Here is a 16,562-nt window from a genome sequence, read left to right on the forward strand (position 1 = left end):
CGGACCACGAACACCTCCGGCCGGGTCCGCGGACGCTCCCGGGGCGTGGCTCCGGATCCTCCGCCGGCCACTCGGCATACGACCACTTCTTCGGAGCGCGCTGCCCGCCACCTGAAGATCTCCTGAAATTCGATGGCTCCAACCTCTGGCGCAGAGCGGTCCGCACTGCCATTCTCCTTCTCGGGTTGCTCGGGGGAGTCCCAACCCGACACCACTGGTGCGCGTGACCCCGATCGGGCCACGCGCATCGCGCGGACCGGCGGCCGACGACGGCTGCCAGTCGAGGAGGAACAGTGCGCAGGACGTCCAGGGGGCTGCTCAGCCTCGCTCTCGCAGCCGGCATGGGGGTCGCCGTCGGCGCGCCCATGGTCGGCGCCCAACCGACGGTCGCCCGGGTCGCTACCCAGCCGGCCGACGCCGCCGCCCAGAAGGGGTCGGACGAGCTCCCCAACCCCAAGGAGGACAAGCGCCGCGCTCTCAAGGAGACGGCGATCAAGCAGGTCCTGAACGGCACCGCCACGCCCGTCAAGAAGGGCAAGAGCACCGTCGTCAAGGTCAAGGGCGCGAGCAACGGCCGGGGCCCGACCGACGAGTACGTCGAGCTGAGCCGCGAGGGCACCGACAAGATCTTCGTCATCCTCGCCGAGTTCGGCAACGACCGGAGCGCGAACTACCCGGACCAGGACACCGACCCGAACACGCCCGGCCCCGCGGTCTTCAACGGCCCGCTCCACAACGCGATCCCGGCGCCCGACCGGACCCTCGACAACTCGACGAACTGGAACGCGGACTACAGCCGCGCGTACTTCCAGAACCTCTACTTCGGTGCCGGCGGCCCCATCGGCCAGGGTGGCACCCAGGAGAGCGTCAAGCAGTGGTACGAGCGCCAGAGCTCGGGCCGCTACAGCATCGACGGCGAGGTCTCCGACTGGGTCAAGGTGCGCTACAACGAGGCGCGCTACGGCCGCTCGAACGGCTACCCGTGCGCGGGCAACGTCTGCAACAACACGTGGTCGCTCGTCCGTGACGCGGTCAACCAGTGGGTCGCCGACCAGAAGGCCGCCGGCCGCACGCTCGACCAGATCAAGGCCGACCTGGCGCAGTACGACCAGTGGGACCGCTACGACGTCGACGGCGACGGCAACTTCAACGAGCCCGACGGCTTCATCGACCACTTCCAGATCGTGCACTCCGGCGGCGACCAGGCCGACGGTGACCCCTACCAGGGCGAGGACGCCATCTGGTCGCACCGCTGGTACGCGTCGACTGCTGCCGGTGGGCCCCACGGCATGAACGGCACCCCGATCGCCGACACCGGCATGTGGGTCGGCGACTACACGATCCAGCCCGAGAACGGCGGCATGTCGGTCTTCACGCACGAGTACGGCCACGACCTCGGCCTGCCCGACCTCTACGACTCCGCTACCGGCCAGGACAACGGCGTCAACTGGTGGTCGATGATGAGCCAGAGCCGCCAGGCCGGTCCCAACGACCAGTCCATCGGCTCGCGCGGCTCCGACTTCGGCGCCTGGGAGAAGCTCTTCCTCGGCTGGCTCGACTACCAGGTCGTGACACCCACGGCCAAGGGCACCAAGGTCATGGTCGGTCCGCACGAGTACAACACCGACAAGAAGCAGGCGGTCATCGTCCCGCTGCCGAAGAAGAACGTCGTCTCGCCGCTCGTCACCCCCAAGACGGGCTCGAAGGACTTCTACGGCGGTCGCGCCAACGCGACCGAGGCGACACTGACCCGCTCGGTGGCACTCGGCTCCGGCACGTCGACGCTCACGTTCGCGACGAACTACGCCATCGAGGACTGCGGCTGCGACTACGGATTCGTGGAGGTCAACGACGGCTCCGGCTGGACTGCCATCCCCGGCACGGACACCCGAGCCACCGAGGGCAACGGCATCACCGGCTGGAGCGGAGCGGCTGAGGGCCAGATGGGCTGGAAGGACGCGTCCTTCGACCTGTCCGCCTACGCGGGCAAGACGGTGCAGGTGCGCTTCCGCTACCACACGGACCCGGCCTACACCGAGCTCGGCTGGTTCGTCGACGACGTCAAGGTCGTGAGCAACGGGGCGACGGTCGTCGACACCGGCGCCGAGGGCGGCCTCGAGGGCTGGACGTCGAGCGGCTGGTCGTCAGCCGGGGCGAGCGTCTCCACGGCGTACGACAACTACTACATCGCCTCGTACCGCAACTACGTGTCGTTCGACTCCTACCTCAAGAGCGGCCCGTACAACTTCGGGTGGCTCAACACCAACGGTGACAAGGTGGAGCACTTCCCGTACCAGGACGGTCTGCTCGTCAGCTACTGGGACACCTCGCAGGCGGACAACAACACGGGCGCCCACCCCGGCGAGGGCCTGATCCTCCCGGTCGACGCCAACCCGGAGCCCCGCCTGCTGTCCGACGGCACGCTGCTGCGGGCTCGCATCGCCGGCTACGACGCGCCGTTCTCGACGCAGCAGTCCGACTCGTTCACGTTCCACAAGAACGGGGCGGCCTTCCCGGTTGCCGGTGCTGCGGCCCGACCGGTCTTCAACGACTCCAAGCAGTTCTGGTACTCGAGCACGCCGTACACCGGCGTCAAGGTCCCGAACAACGGCGTCAACATCGGCATCGACAACCAGTTCGGCACCTCGATGCAGGTCAAGGTCTGGCTCCGCTGACGCGGATCCCCTTGTGAGACAGTGAGGCCCGCCCCCAGCTGGGGGCGGGCCTCACGGTCGTGGAGGAGGTATGCCGTCCGGCTCGGGTGCACTGGAAGGCAACCGGACGGCATACGCCCTCGGCACGGGATCAGACGGAGGCTGCGAACGCCTTCTCGAAGATGTCGAGACCCTCGGAGAGCAGCTCGTCGCCCGCGGCGAGCGGCGGGAGGAAGCGGAAGACGTTGCCGTAGGTGCCGCACGTCAGGGTCACGAGGCCCTCGGCGTGGCAGGCCTGGTTGACGGCGCCGGTCAGCGCGGCGTTGGGCGTGAGGTCGCCGGGGCCGTTGACGAGCTCGACGGCGAGCATGGCCCCGCGGCCGCGGATGTCGCCGATCTGGGGGTGCCTCTCGGCGAGGGCCTGCAGGCGCGGGACGAAGAGGGCCTCGACCTGCTTGGCGCGACCGCAGAGGTCCTCCTCCTTCATCGTCTCGATGGCGCCGAGCGCGGACGCGCAGGCGACCGGGTTGCCGCCGTACGTGCCCCCGAGGCCGCCTCCGTGGATGGAGTCCATGACGTCGGCACGGCCGGTGACGCCGGCGAGCGGGAGGCCGCCTGCCATGCCCTTGGCGGTCGTGATGAGGTCGGGCACGACGCCCTCGTACTCGCTCGCGAACCAGTCACCGGTGCGGCAGAAGCCGGTCTGCACCTCGTCGGCGATGAAGAGGATGCCGTTGTCGGCACACCAGTCGGCGACCTGCTTGACGAATCCCGGGGCGGGGACGATGAACCCGCCCTCACCCTGGATCGGCTCGAGGATGACGGCGGCGAGGTTGTCCTCCCCCACCTGCGCGTGCACCTGCGTGACGAACGCGTCGAAGCTCTCCTTGGCGCAGTCGGCCGCGCCACCGGGCCAGCGGTAGGGGTAGCTCATCGGCGCGCGGTAGACCTCGCCGGCAAAGGGTCCGAACCGGTGCTTGTAGGGCATGTTCTTGGCCGTCAGCGCCATCGTGAGGTTGGTGCGCCCGTGGTAGGCGTGGTCGAACGCGACGACGGCGTTGCGGCCGGTGAAGTGGCGGGCGACCTTGACGGCGTTCTCGACGGCCTCGGCGCCCGAGTTGAAGAGCGCGGTGCGCTTGTCGTGGTCGCCGGGCGTCAGGTCGTTGAGGGCCTCGGCGACCTCGAGGTACTCCTCGTAGGGGGTCACCATGAAGCACGTGTGGGTGAAGTCCTGCACCTGCGCGGTGACGCGGTCGACGACGCGCGGAGCGGCGTTGCCGACGGTCGTCACGGCGATGCCGGAGCCGAAGTCGATGAGCTGGTTGCCGTCGACGTCGACGAGGATGCCGCCGCCGGCGCGCTCGACGTAGACCGGCAGACCGGTGGAGACGCCGGCGGACACGGCCGCCGTCTTGCGGGCCTGGAGCGCGGCCGACTTGGGGCCGGGGATCGCGGTCTGCAGGAGCCGCTGCTGGGGGACGTTGCTCATGCCCGTCAGTATGCCGTCCGGACGCCTCTGAGCGGAACCCGGGTCGGCGCGCGCGCACCTGCTCATTCCGTACTCGAACGACGCGTTCGGTCACGAACTCAGCGGCAGAACGCTGAGTTCACGACCGAACGCGTCGTTCGGCGTCAGTGGACGGGACGGACGACCCGGTACCGCAGGTGGACGGTCTCCGGGGTGCCCACCGCCTCGAGCAGCTCGAGGTGGACGTGGCCGACGTCGAGGCCGGCGAACATCGGCGTGCCGCCGCCGAAGAGCACCGGGGCGACGTGCAACGAGACCTCGTCGACGAGTCCGGCGGCGAGACACTGACGGCCGAGGTCCGCCCCGCCCATGACGGTCACGGTGCGACCATCGGCCGCTGCGCGGGCCCGGTCCAGAGCGGACTCGATCCCGCCCGTGACGAACGTGTAGACGCCGCCCTCGGGTACCGAGCCGGGCTCCGGGGCCTCATGGGTGACGACGAACACCGGGCGTCGGGCGTCGCCCGACGGGCCGTCGGCGCCCCAGCCCGCAATCGCGTGGTCGTAGGTGGTGCGGCCGGCGACCACGGCGCCGAGGTCGGCGACGGCACGCTCGAGGTAGTCCCGGTCCACCAGCCAGCCGTGCAGCCGCTCGCCGCCCGGTCCGAGCGGCTCCTCGGCGGTCTGCGGGGCGGCGGTGACGAACCCGTCGAGGGACAGGCTGATGTCGAAGACGGTCCTGCTCATGGCTCCTCCTCGGTGACGGGTCTGTGTCGTGTCGTGACGTGACGTGTCCTGCGCTGACCGGCGGCACACCCTGTCGTCGTGCCCCCGGCCGGCGGTCAGAGCTCGACGCCCTCGCCGAAACGGCCGCGGGCCTCGTGCGGGATGAGCGGCTTCTCGGCCCGGACCTTGAGCTCCTGGACAGCCCACGAGTTGCCGTCCGGGTCGGAGAAGCCGAAGAACGTGCCCCCGTCGCGCGGGTCGATGACCTGGACCTCGGAGCACTCGACGCCCCGGCCGACGAGCTCCGCGTGCGCCGCGGCGGCGTCGGACACGACGAGCTGGATGCCGTGCAGCGAACCGGGTGCCATCGCCTTCTGCGACGGCAGGTCGCCGACGACGATCGAGCACCCGGAGCCACGCGGCGTCAGCTGGGCGACGTGCATGTGCTCGTTCTGGGTCTCGTGGTCGAGGTCGAAGCCGACCTGGTCGCGGTAGAAGGCGATCGCGGCCCCGAGGTCGCTGACCGGCACGATGACGACCTCGAGCGTCCAGTCCACGGCGCTCAGCCCTGGGCCGAGGCGGACGCGGATGCGGATGCGGATGCAGAGGCCGGCGCGGCGACGAGCTCCTCGAGCCGCTCGTAGCCCTGGGCCATTCCCTGCTCCATGCCGCTCTCGACCATCAGGTCGCGACCCTCGACCGTGCGGCCGACGCTGCGGCCCTCGAGCCGGCAGCGACCGTCGCCCAGGTCGACGAAGTGCATGAACTCGATGGCGACCTCGTCGGGCGCGCCCTCGAACTCGAAGGTCTGGACGGCGAAGTCGTTGTCGCGGACCGTGTGGAACGTGCCGTGGAAGCCGTAGACGTTGTCGCCGTCGCGGTGGGTGTAGCGGTAGCCGCCGCCGGACGTGAAGTCCCAGCGCTCGATCTGCATCTCGTAGCCCCGCGGGCCGAGCCACTGGCGGACGAGCTCGGGGTCCCGGTGGGCGTTGAACACGGCCTCGACGGGGGCGTCGAACTCGCGGGTGAAGTCGATCCACGGCACGCCGGCGGGGATGTCGAGGGTGAGTGGGTTGGTCATGACTGCTGCTCCTTGTCGGTGTTCTGCGTGGTTGCCGCAGGCGCTGCGGGCCCTGCGGGTGAGGTGCTGCGCTCGAGCACGGCGTCCAGCGACCGGAACCGCTGCTCGGCGGCGAGCCGGTAGCGGTCGATCCAGGCCGTCATCGCCTCGAGGCGAGCGGCCTCGAGGTGGACCGGGCGGCGCTGGGCGTCGCGGGTCCGGCTCACGAGGCCGGCCAGCTCGAGCACCTGGATGTGCTTGCTGACGGCCTGCTTGCTGATCTCGAACGGTTCGGCGAGCTCGTTGACGGTCGCCGCGCCCCGGCTGAGGCGGGCGATGATGGCGCGCCGGACGGGATCGGCCAGGGCCGCGAAGGCGCGGTCGAGGTCCGCATCCGAGACGGGCGAGAGAATCATTGTCAACTAACTCCTTGATCAACTAATGCATTGATTAAAGACCGACCGTCCGCGCCTTGTCAACCGTTTCGCGCGCTCCTGTCTGGAGCGCGCGAGATTCGCAGAGGCGCGCGGCATCTCGCGCGCTCGAGCCGTGGATCGCGCGCTCCGTTCACGAGCGCGCGATGCGTAGGCCGCAGCGGCGGAAACCGCTACGGCGGGTGCCGCAGGTGCGGGTGTAGGGTCCAGCTCATGCCGCATCTGCGAATCACCGAGGCCGCCTCCCTCCTCGGCGTCTCCGACGACACCGTGCGTCGCATGGTCGACTCCGGCCGCCTCGACGGGTCCACCGACGACGCCGGCCGCCGGACCGTGGACGGCGCCCAGCTCGCAGCCGTGGCCCAGGAGCTCGCGCATCCGGCTGCGGTCGGCACCATCGGGGGTGCCTCCGCCCGCAACCGGATGCGCGGCATCGTCACCGCCATCACGAAGGACACCGTCATGGCCAAGGTCGAGCTCCAGTGCGGGCCGTTCCGCATCGTCTCGCTGCTCTCGAGCGAGTCCGTCGACGACCTCGCGCTCGAGGTCGGTTCCGTCGCCGTCGCCAGCGTCAAGTCGACCCACGTGGTGGTGGAGGTCCCCGCATGAGCACGCCGCTTGCCCGAACCCCCCGAACCCCCCGAACCCCCCGAACCCCGCGAGCCACCCGAAGCCCCCGCCACACCCTCGCGCCCACCGTCGCCGCCCTCGCCGCTGCCACCGCCGTGCTCCTCGCCGGCTGCGGCAGCTCCACGCCGTCCGCCGACGGCACCGGGCAACCGGGGAAGTCCGGTGTCTCGGCGGCCTCCCTCCAGGGCACCGTGACGGTCCTCGCCGCAGCGTCCCTGACCGAGTCGTTCGACCAGCTGAAGAAGGACTTCGAGGCGGCCCACCCGGGGGTCACCGTCGAGACCTCCTACGGCTCCAGCGCGACCCTCGTGCAGCAGGTCGACAACGGTGCGCCCGCCTCGGTCATCGCCCTCGCCGGCACGGCCGCGGCCAAGCCGCTGGACCAGGGCATGGTCAAGGACACGAAGACCTTCGCGACCAACGTCCTCGAGATCGCCGTCCCCCCGAGCAACCCCGGCGCGGTCGCCTCGATCAACGACCTCGCGAAGCCGAGCGTCAAGGTCGTCCTCTGCGCCGACACCGTGCCGTGCGGCAAAGCCGCGCAGGCCACCTTCGCCAAGGCCCGGATCGTGCCCAACGTCGTGAGCAAGGAGGTCGACGTCAAGGCGACCCTCTCCAAGGTCAAGCTCGCCGAGGCCGACGCCGCCGTGGTCTACCACTCCGACGTCGTCGCGGCGAAGGACGCCGTCACGGGCGTCGAGATCCCCGCGCAGTTCAACACGAGCCTCTCCTACCCCGTCATCACACTCGCCGACGACGCCGCGACCCAGGCCTTCGTCGCCTACCTGCTGAGCGCCGAGGGCCTGGCCACCGTGCAGTCGTTCGGCTTCGGCGCGCCCTGAGCGGCGGCCCGTCCGGCCACCGGCAGGATGACCTGACATGAGGTATGCCGCCCGGTGGCGTTCGCGCGTCGCGCTCGGCGTGCCGGCGGCGCTCGCACTGCTCCTGCTCGTCGTGCCGCTCGTGGCGCTGCTGCTCCGCGCCGACTGGGCCCGCATCCCGTCCGACCTCGCGACCCCGACCGTCCTGCCGGCGCTGCGGCTCTCGCTGACGACGACGTCGGTCACGGCCGTCCTGTGCCTGCTGCTCGGCACTCCCCTGGCCTGGTTCCTCGCCCGCTCCGAGCACCGGGCCACGAGCTGGGTCCGCGCGCTGCTCACCGTGCCCCTGGTCCTGCCCCCCGTCGTCGGCGGCGTCGCCCTGCTCATGACGTGGGGGCGCAACGGCCTCATCGGCCAGTACCTGACGCCCTTCGGCATCCAGATCCCGTTCACGACGGTGGCCGTCGTGCTCGCCGAGACCTTCGTGGCGATGCCCTACTACGTCCTTGCCGTCGAGGGGGCGATGCGCGGACTCGACCCCCGGCTCGAGTCCGTGGCCCGGACGCTCGGGGCGAGCGACGTGCGCTACCTGCGCACCGTGGGGATCCCGCTCGTGCTGCCCGGCATCGCGAGCGGCCTCGCGCTCGCGTGGGCGCGAGCGCTCGGCGAGTTCGGCGCCACGATCACCTTCGCCGGCAACTTCCAGGGTCGCACCCAGACCCTGCCACTGCTCGTCTACGTCGAGCTCGAGCGCGACCCGCAGGTGGCCGTCTCCATCAGCATCATGCTGCTCGCGGTCAGCGTGCTCGTGCTCGGCGTGCTGCGCGGGCGGTGGCTCCGATGAGCGCCGCGAGCCGCGTCGGCGCCGGCCTCGATGCGCGGATCCGCCTGTCCCGCGGCGAGATCGAGGTGGACGTGGCCCTGACCGCCGAGCCCGGCCAGGTCATCGGCGTCCTCGGCCCCAATGGCGGCGGCAAGACGACCACGGTCCTCGCGCTCGCCGGCGTGCTGCACCTCGCCGAGGGCCACGTCCGGGTCGGCGGCCAGGTGTGGGACGACGGACGGCACCGCCTCGCCCCGGAGCAGCGCGCCGTCGGGCTCATGCTCGCCGACAGCCTGCTCTTCCCCCACCTGCGCGCCCTCGACAACGTCGCCTACGGCCCGCGCAGCCGCGGCGTCGGGCGGCACGAGGCGCGAGACCGCGCCCGCACCGAGCTCGAGCGCGTCGGCCTCTCCGACCGAGCCGCCTCGYGCCCGCGCGAGCTCTCGTCGGGACAGCAGGCGCGCGTGGCCCTCGCCCGCGCCCTGGCCACCGACCCGGCGCTCCTCCTCCTCGACGAGCCGCTCGCGGCCCTCGACCCCGACACGCGCGCACGGACACGGAGCGACCTCGCAGCCCGCCTCACGGCATACGACGGCGTCACGGTGCTCGTCACCCACGACCCGCTCGACGCGCTGACGCTCGCCGACCACCTCGTCTTCGTCGAGGACGGGCGGGTGACCCAGTTCGGCACGCCCGCCGAGGTGCTGAGCGAGCCACGGAGCGCCTACGTCGGCACCGTCGTCGGGCTCAACCTGTATGCCGCACAGGGTGATTCGCACGGTCACGTGCACACCGCGGACGGTGGGCTCATCATCACGACGAGCCCGACCGAGGGGGCCGTGTGGGCGACGGTCCCACCGAGCGCCGTGTCGCTGCACCGTCACCACCCGGAAGGGTCGCCGCGCAACGCCTGGCGGCTGCGCATCGCGTCCGTGACCATGCAGGGCCAGTCGGCCCGCATCGGTCTCGTGGGCGAGGTGCYGCTCACCGCCGAGGTGACGCTCGAGTCGGTCACGGCGCTCGGGCTGCAGGTCGGCCACGACGTCTGGGCGGCCGTCAAGGCCACCGAGGTGCGCACCTACCCGCGCTGAGCCCCACCGACCTCCACTCGAGTGGTGGAGTGACGGACGCGGAGGAAGGCCAGCACGGACGGCAGCTGCACGACCGCCGCCACGAGGAGCGCGACGGGGATCGACGTCCGCGTCGCGAGCGCCCCGAGCGGCGGCCCGCCCGCGACCTGGCCGATCGCGTTGGCCTGGCTGTTCATCGACAGCACCGTCGCCCGCGACGACGACTCGAGGTTGCGGTTGAGCCACGTCGCCTGGATCGGCGCGCTGAAGGCGCTGCTCGCGTTGTGCAGCCACAGTGCCGCGAGGACGAGCCACAGGTTGCCGAGCAGGGCGACCCCGACGACGGCGACGACCTGCGCCGCGGCAGCGAGGGCGACCGGCAGTCCCGGGTTCTCCTCGACCACCCGGGCGGGGAGCCAGCGGCTGCTCGCACCCGACGCGAGCAGCGAGATGACCGACCCGACGAGCGCGAACACGGTGAACGCCACGGCGGGATCGCCGCCGAGGAACGACGGCATCGCGAAGGTGTCGAGCACACGCACCTGCCAGAGCCGGTCGAAGACCTCGCTCGACAGGCCGACGAGCACGCTGACGAGGAGGAAGACGCGCACGACCCGCCGCCCGCGAGCGACGGCGAGACCCGCGACGAACTGGTCCTTGAGGTGTCCGAACGTCTCACGGTCACCGCGGGGCGTCGGGTGGAAGTGGCGCTCGGGCATCGCCACCGCGAGGAGCACGAGCGTCACGCCGGCCACGACGATCGGCACCCGGAGGGCGATGAGACCGAGACCGCCCGCGGCCAGCGTGCCGAGGAAGCCGAAAGCGAGGTCGAGCTGGGTCTCGCGCGTGAAGACGGGCGCGACGTGCTCCTCACCCACCTCGTCGGTGATCCACGCCTGCAGCGCACCGGACGTGAAGGTGTAGCCGATGCCCCAGATGACGTTGCCGACGATCGCGGCGGCGAAGGTCGCGACGACGCCCTCGACGGCGAAGCCGACCCCGACGAGGAAGAAGCCGATGATCACCGAGACGCGGCGGCTGTGCAGGTCGGCGACGATCCCCGTCGGCACCTCGAAGACGAAGCACGTCGCCTCGAGGACCGTGCCGACGAGGACCATCTGGAACGGGTCGAGGCCGACGACGCGGTACTGGAACACGAGGTTGAGGGTGAAGCACGCCGCGAAGGCGAAGGCCGCCACGGCCGTCAGCACGTAGAAGGTGGACGTCGCGTCCGCCTCGCGCAGCGGACGCCGCAGGAGCGTGAGCACGCTTCGACGGTAGGGCCCACGCGGTGCCCGCGTCGCCGGGGTTTCCGGGGCGTATGCCGCCCGGCCGGCCGGGCGGCATACGTGGGCTCCGTCGGTGGTGGCTCCCCAGACCCCCGGGCCACCCGGGCCACCCGGGCCACCCGGGCAGGGCGGTGGCCGGGACCTCAGCGGTCCCGGCCACCGGTCGGGCGCTCAGGGGAGCGCGAGGAAGGCGTTGCGCAGCAGGGGTGCCGGTCGCGGCGAAGATGTCGGCAGCGTTGTGGTCGTGGTGGCAGTTGACCTTGCTGTCCCAGCACCAGTGCGGCGGCGACCAGTCCGACTGCGAATCTCCTGAACATCTCGCGTCCTGCCGAGCGGTGAGGTGGTGCCCTGTACGAGCCACTGAACCGACGTGGCCTCACCAGCGGCTAACCCCTCGACCACCGGGTCCGTCTCACACTTTGGACGAAATGCTCGGACGTCCTAGTATCGATCCATGCCAGCGACGAGGCTGATGCCGACCGACGAAGCCACCGACCTGATCGAGCTGACGCGAGAGATCTGCCGCAAGGACCTCGCGCCGAAGGTCGACGACGCCGAACGCGCCCGCACCTTTCCCGAGGAGACCTTCCGGACCCTGGGCCGAGCGGGCCTGCTGTCGCTGCCCTACCCCGAGGAGTTCGGTGGGGCCGACCAGCCCTACGAGGTCTACCTCCAGGTCGTCGAGGAGATCGCGTCCGTCTGGATGAGCGTGGCCGTCGGCGTCAGCGTGCACAGCCTCACGGCCTACCCCGTCGCGACCTTCGGCACGCGCGAGCAGCAGGAGGCCCTGCTGCCCGGGATGCTCTCGGGCGAGCAGCTCGGTGCCTACTGCCTCTCCGAGCCCCTGGCCGGCTCCGACATCGCCTCGATGACGACGCGGGCGACCCGCACCGACGACGGCTGGTCACTCAAGGGCACCAAGGCGTGGATCTCGCACGCCGGGCACGCCGACTACTACACGACCTTCGCTCGCACGTCCGACAACGGCGGCAAGGGCCTGTCGACCTTCATCGTCCCCGGTGACGCAGCAGGCCTGACCTTCGCCGAGCCCGAGCGCAAGATGGGCCTGCACTGCGACCCCGTCGCCCAGGTCATGTTCGACGGCGTCCCCGTCGACGGCGCGCGGCTGGTCGGCCGCGAGGGCGACGGCATGAAGATGGCTCTGTCGGCCCTCGACGCGGGACGCCTCGGCATCGCCGCTGCCGCCACCGGCCTGGCCCAGGCCGCCCTCGACGCCGCCGCCGACTACGCGACCGAGCGCCAGCAGTTCGGCCGACGCATCGCCGACTTCCAGGGACTCGCCTTCCTCATCGCCGACATGGAGGCCGCGGTCACCTCGGCCCGCGCCACCTACCTCCACGCGGCCCGCCTCAAGGACGCCGGCCGCGGCTTCGGCAAGGAGGCCGCCGTCGCCAAGCTCATCGCCACCGACGCGGCCATGAAGGTGACCACCGACGCCGTCCAGGTGCTCGGCGGCGCCGGCTACACCGAGGACTTCCCGCTCGAGCGCTACATGCGCGAGGCGAAGGTGACCCAGATCTTCGAGGGCACCAACCAGATCCAGCGCCTCGTCATCTCGCGCCAGCTCCTCGCCCGTTGACGCCGACCGGCATCTGCTCCCGCTGACCTCCCGACGCCCGAAAGGCCTGTCATGCAGCTGAACTCGTCCACCGTCGCCGTCGTCACCGGTGGCGGCTCCGGCCTCGGCGGTGCCACCGCGCGCCGCCTCGTCGCCGACGGCGCCACCGTCGTCATCATCGACCTCGAGGGCTCCACGGCTCCGGCGCTCGTCGACGAGCTCAACGCGCAGCGCGAGGGCAGCGCCGTCTTCGTCGCGGCCGACGTGCGGGACGAGTCCCAGGTGCAGGCCGCGATCGACCGGGCCACCGCGCTCGGCGAGCTGCGCATCGCCGTCAACTGTGCGGGGGTGGCGACACCGGGCCGCGTCATCGGGCGGGGTGGGCCGCTCTCGTTGGACACGTTCAAGACGGTCATCGACATCAACCTCGTCGGCTCGTTCAACGTGCTCCGGCTCGCGGCAGCGGCGATGCTCGGCAACGAGCCCGTCGACGGCGACCGAGGCGTCATCGTCAACACGGCGAGCATCGCCGCCTTCGACGGCCAGATCGGCCAGGCGGCGTACGCCGCGAGCAAGGGCGGCATCGTCGGCCTCACCCTGTCGGCGGCTCGAGACCTCGCGGACAAGGCGATCCGCGTCATGACCGTCGCACCCGGCACCTTCGAGACGCCGATGCTCGCCGGCCTGCCGGGCGAGGTCAAGGAGGTCCTCGAGAAGCAGGTGCCGCACCCGTCGCGCCTCGGCCGCCCCGAGGAGTACGCCAACCTCGTGCGCCACATCGTCGACAACCCGATGCTCAACGGTGAGGTCATCCGCCTCGACGGCGCCCTGCGCATGCCGCCGCGCTGAGTCGCCCACGCCGCTCCACCGGATGCCGTCCCCCCGTCACGGAGGGACGGCATCCGCGCTTCTCGGTGCCGTGAGAAGCGCCCACCCGAGCGCCACCCTCCCAGTCGAGTGAGCCCTCGAATGGGCACGACCTCACACGTGTGGACGCCGAGCCAGCCACCGCTGGGACACTGGGGGTGTGAACGAGCCCGGCAGTGACCTCGTGATCGCAGCCGGTCCCGGCCTGCGGCGCGGTCTCGTCATCCCCGCCGGCGAGCTCGTCGAGCGCTTCAGCCGGTCGTCCGGCCCCGGCGGTCAGGGCGTCAACACGACCGACAGCCGGGTCGAGCTCGTCTTCGACCCGGAGACCTCGACCGCCCTGACGCCGGCCCAGCGCGAGCGCCTCGTCGCCGCCCTCGACGGTCGGCTCGTCGCCGGACGGCTCACGATCGTGGCCTCCGAGCAGCGCTCACAGCTGCGCAACCGGGCCGCGGCCCGCGAGCGTCTCGTCGACCTGCTGCGCGACGGCCTCGCTCCCCCGCCGCCGGCCCGACGGGCCACGAAACCGACGCGCGGCTCGCAGCGGCGGCGGATCGAGGGCAAGAAGCGCCGCTCCGAGGTCAAGTCGGGTCGGGGCCGGATCCGACCCGACTGACGGAGCGCACGACGGGAGCACTCGACGTACGGGAACCGACCGGGCGGGGCCTTCTCGACACGTCAGGCGTGCGGAGGCTCGAGCAGCGTCGTGTCGACGACGGCGTCGACGTCGATGGGGCCGTAGACGTGCGGGAACGTCTCACCCGTCGCCGGGTCCCCGACCTCGTGGACCACGCGCGACGACAGCCGCGACTCGTCGATGTGCAGCAGCACGAGGGGTTCCGTGACGTCGGCGTAGAAGCGCGACCGCACGACGGGCCACTGCTCCGCCGACGAGGCGTGGACGAAGCCCTCCTCGGCGAGCGAGCGGCCGCGCGTCGAACGCGCATAGGTGCCGTCCCGGAGAGCCTGCTGCCAGTGGGCCTGCTCGGCCAGGTGGTAGATCATGCGGCGCGACGCTACCAAGCCGGCCCGCGGGCGGTGACGTGTATCTCAGGCAGCGCCCACGCCCCCTGAGGAGAGAGAGGCTGGAGGTGTGGATCGCGGTCGACCGCAGTCCCTGGCCGCACGCACCTGCTGGGAGGACGGCGCACCATGACCAGGACGCAGGACCCTCGGGACGAGGCCGAGCTGAGATACCCGCCGAGCGTGGCGAACCTCGGCGGTCACGACCTCTCCTACGTCGACACCGGCCACGGCTCCGCGATCCTCTTCATCCACGGCCTGCTCGGCTCGCACGAGAACTGGACCCACCTCGTCGACCGCCTCGACACCGAGCACCGGGTCGTCATCCCCGACCTCTTCGGGCACGGCGCCTCGGCCAAGCCCGTCGGCGACTACTCGCTCGGGTCGCACGCCGCGATCCTGCGCGACCTCATCGACCGGCTCGGCATCGCGAAGGTCACGCTCGTGGGCCACTCCCTCGGTGGCGGCATCGCCATGCAGTTCTGCTACCTCTTCCCGGGGCGCGTCGAGTCCCTCGTCCTCGTCTCCAGCGGAGGCCTCGGGAGATCTGTCAGCCCACTGCTGCGCTCGGCGACCCTCCCCGGTGCCGAGCTCGTGCTGCCGGTCATCGCCTCGGCCTGGGTGCGCGACCGCGTCGAGACCGTCGGGCGCGCCGTCCGCGGCCTCGGCTGGCGACCGAGCGCCGACGTCTCGGCCGCGTGGAAGGGCTTCACGTCCCTCTCGGACGCCGAGAGCCGTCGGGCCTTCCTGGCCACGACCCGCGGCGTCATCGACCCCGGCGGCCAGACGGTCAACGCGCACGGGCAGCTGACGACCGCAGACCACATCCGCACCCTCGTCATCTGGGGGACCCGGGACGGGATGATCCCCGTCGGCCACGCCGAGCGCGCCCACGAGGTGTTCCCCGGCGCCGAGGTCGTGCTGTTCGAGGGCGCCGGCCACTTCCCGCACCTCGAGCAGCCGGACCGCTTCGCGAGCGTCCTCGAGCGGTTCATCCACGGCTGACGTCGGCGTGGGCCGCGACCCGAGACGCCATCGAGTCCCGCGCGGAGGTCAGGCCGGCCCGGGCCCGAGAGCCTGGGTCGCCGACCGGCGCAGGGCCTGCGGGTCGACGACGGTGACGCGGCCACGGTCGAGGACCACGGCCCCGGCCGACTCGAGGCGACGCAGGACTCGGTTGGCCGTCGGCCGGGTGACCCCCGCCAGCTCGGCCAGCTCGGACTGGTTGAGGTGCACCGTCACCGGTGAGCGTGACGGTGCGGCCACGGCATACACCCCACACAGGGACACGAGGCTGCGCACCACACGGAGCTCGGCGGGCGTGTGCAAGGCCTCCATGAGCGCGTCGGTCAGTCGGCTGACCCGGGCGGCGAGGAGGCGCACGAGGAGACGGTTGACCTCAGGGTGGCGGTCGCACAGCCGCTCGAAGTCCGCGAAGGACAGCGCCAGGGTCACGGTCCGCTCGACCGCCTCGATCGTCGCCGTCCGCCGGCCGGCGCGCACGATCATCGCGAGCTCGCCGAAGGCCTGGCCCGGGCCCATGACGGCATAGGCCAGCCGGTCCCCCTGCTCCGACGACCGGCGGGCGACGACTCGGCCCTCGACGACGAAGTGCACGGTGTCGGCGGCGTCCCCCTCGTGGAAGACCACGTCGCCCGCGTCGTACGTGTGACGGTGCATCGACGCCACGACCTCCCGACGCTCGGCCGGCGCGAGGTCGGACAGCAGCCCGAGGTCGAGGGTCACGGTCGCCCTGCCGTCCGGACCCGGTGCCGGCGAGCACTCCCGGGGTGTCGCCGCGCGCACAGACAGCAACCCGCGTCGGCGGGACCGTCGTGGGAGACGACACCAGAACGTGACCGCACCGGGACATCCGCAGCACGAGGGGCAGCGAACCCCTCACCGAGGGAAGGCAGTTCCATGACGACGACAACGGCACGACGCCGGGTCCACCCCGACCTGGCACACCACCACCCACGGGTGACGCGCCTGACGCGCGGTGGGTGGACGTGGGAGTGCGACTGCGGCGGCGCCTCGGCCCGCTCCGTCGTGGCCCGCCTGACGTGGCACCAGGCGTTCGTGGGTGCCCTCATCCACTCGGCCTCGATCGCTCCCTGAC

The 16,562-nt window shown here is 71.5% G+C and carries 18 protein-coding genes; 10 read left to right on the top strand and 8 right to left on the bottom strand.

Going from position 1 to position 16,562, the window contains the following annotated elements; translation table 11 throughout:
• Window positions 1-293: 293 nt before the first annotated feature.
• The gene (locus AB4Y83_RS04810; RefSeq protein ID WP_442275319.1) at window positions 294-2,675 is read left to right on the top strand and encodes an immune inhibitor A domain-containing protein; all 2,382 of its coding nucleotides are present in this window, start codon (window positions 294-296) and stop codon (window positions 2,673-2,675) included.
• Window positions 2,676-2,805: 130 nt separating this feature from the next.
• Here AB4Y83_RS04810 and gabT read toward each other — a convergent pair whose 3' ends face one another.
• From gabT to AB4Y83_RS04835, 5 genes are all read right to left on the bottom strand, one after another.
• Entirely contained in the window at window positions 2,806-4,143 is a 1,338-nt protein-coding gene (gabT, locus tag AB4Y83_RS04815) for a 4-aminobutyrate--2-oxoglutarate transaminase (protein WP_442296162.1), read from the bottom strand.
• Window positions 4,144-4,286: 143 nt separating this feature from the next.
• Window positions 4,287-4,868 (bottom strand): dihydrofolate reductase family protein, encoded by a 582-nt coding sequence (locus AB4Y83_RS04820; RefSeq protein ID WP_442296163.1) that lies wholly within the window; start codon window positions 4,866-4,868, stop codon window positions 4,287-4,289.
• A 95-nt stretch (window positions 4,869-4,963) separates the two neighbouring features.
• Complete coding sequence (locus AB4Y83_RS04825; RefSeq protein ID WP_442296164.1) at window positions 4,964-5,404, bottom strand: VOC family protein; 441 nt, start codon at window positions 5,402-5,404, stop codon at window positions 4,964-4,966.
• A 5-nt stretch (window positions 5,405-5,409) separates the two neighbouring features.
• A complete protein-coding gene (locus tag AB4Y83_RS04830; RefSeq protein WP_442296165.1) occupies window positions 5,410-5,928 on the bottom strand; it encodes an SRPBCC family protein in 519 nt (172 codons plus the stop codon).
• A complete protein-coding gene (locus tag AB4Y83_RS04835) occupies window positions 5,925-6,323 on the bottom strand; it encodes an ArsR/SmtB family transcription factor (protein WP_442275324.1) in 399 nt (132 codons plus the stop codon). Before AB4Y83_RS04835 ends, AB4Y83_RS04830 begins: the two co-directional genes overlap by 4 nt.
• A 231-nt stretch (window positions 6,324-6,554) precedes the next feature.
• Between AB4Y83_RS04835 and AB4Y83_RS04840 the strand changes: the two genes are divergently transcribed.
• The 4 genes from AB4Y83_RS04840 to AB4Y83_RS04855 are packed head-to-tail and all read left to right on the top strand — an operon-like array spanning window position 6,555 to window position 9,706.
• Window positions 6,555-6,950 carry a TOBE domain-containing protein gene (locus AB4Y83_RS04840; RefSeq protein WP_020143406.1) on the top strand — a complete coding sequence of 132 codons (396 nt, stop codon included), beginning with the start codon at window positions 6,555-6,557 and terminating at the stop codon, window positions 6,948-6,950.
• Window positions 6,947-7,813, top strand: coding sequence for a molybdate ABC transporter substrate-binding protein (gene modA / locus AB4Y83_RS04845; protein ID WP_442275325.1), 867 nt, complete (start codon window positions 6,947-6,949; stop codon window positions 7,811-7,813). Before AB4Y83_RS04840 ends, modA begins: the two co-directional genes overlap by 4 nt.
• Window positions 7,814-7,850: 37 nt before the next feature.
• Window positions 7,851-8,636 carry an ABC transporter permease gene (locus AB4Y83_RS04850; RefSeq protein ID WP_056771491.1) on the top strand — a complete coding sequence of 262 codons (786 nt, stop codon included), beginning with the start codon at window positions 7,851-7,853 and terminating at the stop codon, window positions 8,634-8,636.
• Window positions 8,633-9,706, top strand: coding sequence for an ABC transporter ATP-binding protein (locus tag AB4Y83_RS04855; protein WP_442296166.1), 1,074 nt, complete (start codon window positions 8,633-8,635; stop codon window positions 9,704-9,706). The genes AB4Y83_RS04850 and AB4Y83_RS04855 overlap by 4 nt, the downstream gene beginning before the upstream one ends.
• On the opposite strand, the gene AB4Y83_RS04860 is transcribed toward AB4Y83_RS04855, so the two are convergent.
• Entirely contained in the window at window positions 9,694-10,953 is a 1,260-nt protein-coding gene (locus tag AB4Y83_RS04860; RefSeq protein WP_442296167.1) for an MFS transporter, read from the bottom strand. The genes AB4Y83_RS04855 and AB4Y83_RS04860 overlap by 13 nt on opposite strands.
• A 475-nt stretch (window positions 10,954-11,428) precedes the next feature.
• Here AB4Y83_RS04860 and AB4Y83_RS04865 point away from each other — a divergent pair, with 475 nt between their 5' ends.
• The 3 genes from AB4Y83_RS04865 to arfB all read left to right on the top strand — a co-directional run bounded on the left by AB4Y83_RS04865 (window position 11,429) and on the right by arfB (window position 14,036).
• On the top strand, window positions 11,429-12,574 hold the full coding sequence (locus AB4Y83_RS04865; protein WP_442296168.1) for an acyl-CoA dehydrogenase family protein: 1,146 nt from the start codon (window positions 11,429-11,431) through the stop codon (window positions 12,572-12,574).
• A 51-nt stretch (window positions 12,575-12,625) separates the two neighbouring features.
• Entirely contained in the window at window positions 12,626-13,402 is a 777-nt protein-coding gene (locus AB4Y83_RS04870; RefSeq protein ID WP_442275329.1) for an SDR family NAD(P)-dependent oxidoreductase, read from the top strand.
• Between the two features lie 178 nt (window positions 13,403-13,580).
• Window positions 13,581-14,036, top strand: coding sequence for an alternative ribosome rescue aminoacyl-tRNA hydrolase ArfB (gene arfB, locus AB4Y83_RS04875; protein WP_442296169.1), 456 nt, complete (start codon window positions 13,581-13,583; stop codon window positions 14,034-14,036).
• A 62-nt stretch (window positions 14,037-14,098) separates the two neighbouring features.
• Here the strand turns inward: arfB and AB4Y83_RS04880 are convergent, their stop codons facing one another.
• Window positions 14,099-14,425, bottom strand: coding sequence for a DUF952 domain-containing protein (locus AB4Y83_RS04880; protein WP_442275331.1), 327 nt, complete (start codon window positions 14,423-14,425; stop codon window positions 14,099-14,101).
• A 147-nt stretch (window positions 14,426-14,572) separates the two neighbouring features.
• Between AB4Y83_RS04880 and AB4Y83_RS04885 the strand changes: the two genes are divergently transcribed.
• Window positions 14,573-15,448, top strand: coding sequence for an alpha/beta fold hydrolase (locus AB4Y83_RS04885; protein ID WP_442296170.1), 876 nt, complete (start codon window positions 14,573-14,575; stop codon window positions 15,446-15,448).
• A gap of 48 nt (window positions 15,449-15,496) precedes the next feature.
• On the opposite strand, the gene AB4Y83_RS04890 is transcribed toward AB4Y83_RS04885, so the two are convergent.
• Complete coding sequence (locus AB4Y83_RS04890) at window positions 15,497-16,189, bottom strand: Crp/Fnr family transcriptional regulator (RefSeq protein WP_442275333.1); 693 nt, start codon at window positions 16,187-16,189, stop codon at window positions 15,497-15,499.
• 174 nt (window positions 16,190-16,363) lie between these two features.
• On the opposite strand from AB4Y83_RS04890, the gene AB4Y83_RS04895 reads away from it, so the two are divergent.
• The gene (locus AB4Y83_RS04895; RefSeq protein WP_442275334.1) at window positions 16,364-16,561 is read left to right on the top strand and encodes a hypothetical protein; all 198 of its coding nucleotides are present in this window, start codon (window positions 16,364-16,366) and stop codon (window positions 16,559-16,561) included.
• The last annotated feature ends 1 nt before the right edge of the window (window position 16,562 follow it).

This window comes from Terrabacter sp. RAF57 (genome assembly GCF_052113925.1).
Taxonomy (GTDB): Bacteria; Actinomycetota; Actinomycetes; order Actinomycetales; family Dermatophilaceae; genus Terrabacter.

Bases quoted from the DNA above. Each gene is read 5' to 3' on its own strand.
- gabT (WP_442296162.1), bottom strand. From the start codon at position 4,143: ATGAGCAACGTCCCCCAGCAGCGGCTCCTGCAGACCGCGATCCCCGGC.
- AB4Y83_RS04820 (WP_442296163.1), bottom strand. From the start codon at position 4,868: ATGAGCAGGACCGTCTTCGACATCAGCCTGTCCCTCGACGGGTTCGTC.
- AB4Y83_RS04830 (WP_442296165.1), bottom strand. From the start codon at position 5,928: ATGACCAACCCACTCACCCTCGACATCCCCGCCGGCGTGCCGTGGATC.
- AB4Y83_RS04835 (WP_442275324.1), bottom strand. From the start codon at position 6,323: ATGATTCTCTCGCCCGTCTCGGATGCGGACCTCGACCGCGCCTTCGCG.
- AB4Y83_RS04840 (WP_020143406.1), top strand. From the start codon at position 6,555: ATGCCGCATCTGCGAATCACCGAGGCCGCCTCCCTCCTCGGCGTCTCC.
- modA (WP_442275325.1), top strand. From the start codon at position 6,947: ATGAGCACGCCGCTTGCCCGAACCCCCCGAACCCCCCGAACCCCCCGA.
- AB4Y83_RS04850 (WP_056771491.1), top strand. From the start codon at position 7,851: ATGAGGTATGCCGCCCGGTGGCGTTCGCGCGTCGCGCTCGGCGTGCCG.
- AB4Y83_RS04865 (WP_442296168.1), top strand. From the start codon at position 11,429: ATGCCAGCGACGAGGCTGATGCCGACCGACGAAGCCACCGACCTGATC.
- AB4Y83_RS04870 (WP_442275329.1), top strand. From the start codon at position 12,626: ATGCAGCTGAACTCGTCCACCGTCGCCGTCGTCACCGGTGGCGGCTCC.
- AB4Y83_RS04880 (WP_442275331.1), bottom strand. From the start codon at position 14,425: ATGATCTACCACCTGGCCGAGCAGGCCCACTGGCAGCAGGCTCTCCGG.
- AB4Y83_RS04885 (WP_442296170.1), top strand. From the start codon at position 14,573: ATGACCAGGACGCAGGACCCTCGGGACGAGGCCGAGCTGAGATACCCG.
- AB4Y83_RS04895 (WP_442275334.1), top strand. From the start codon at position 16,364: ATGACGACGACAACGGCACGACGCCGGGTCCACCCCGACCTGGCACAC.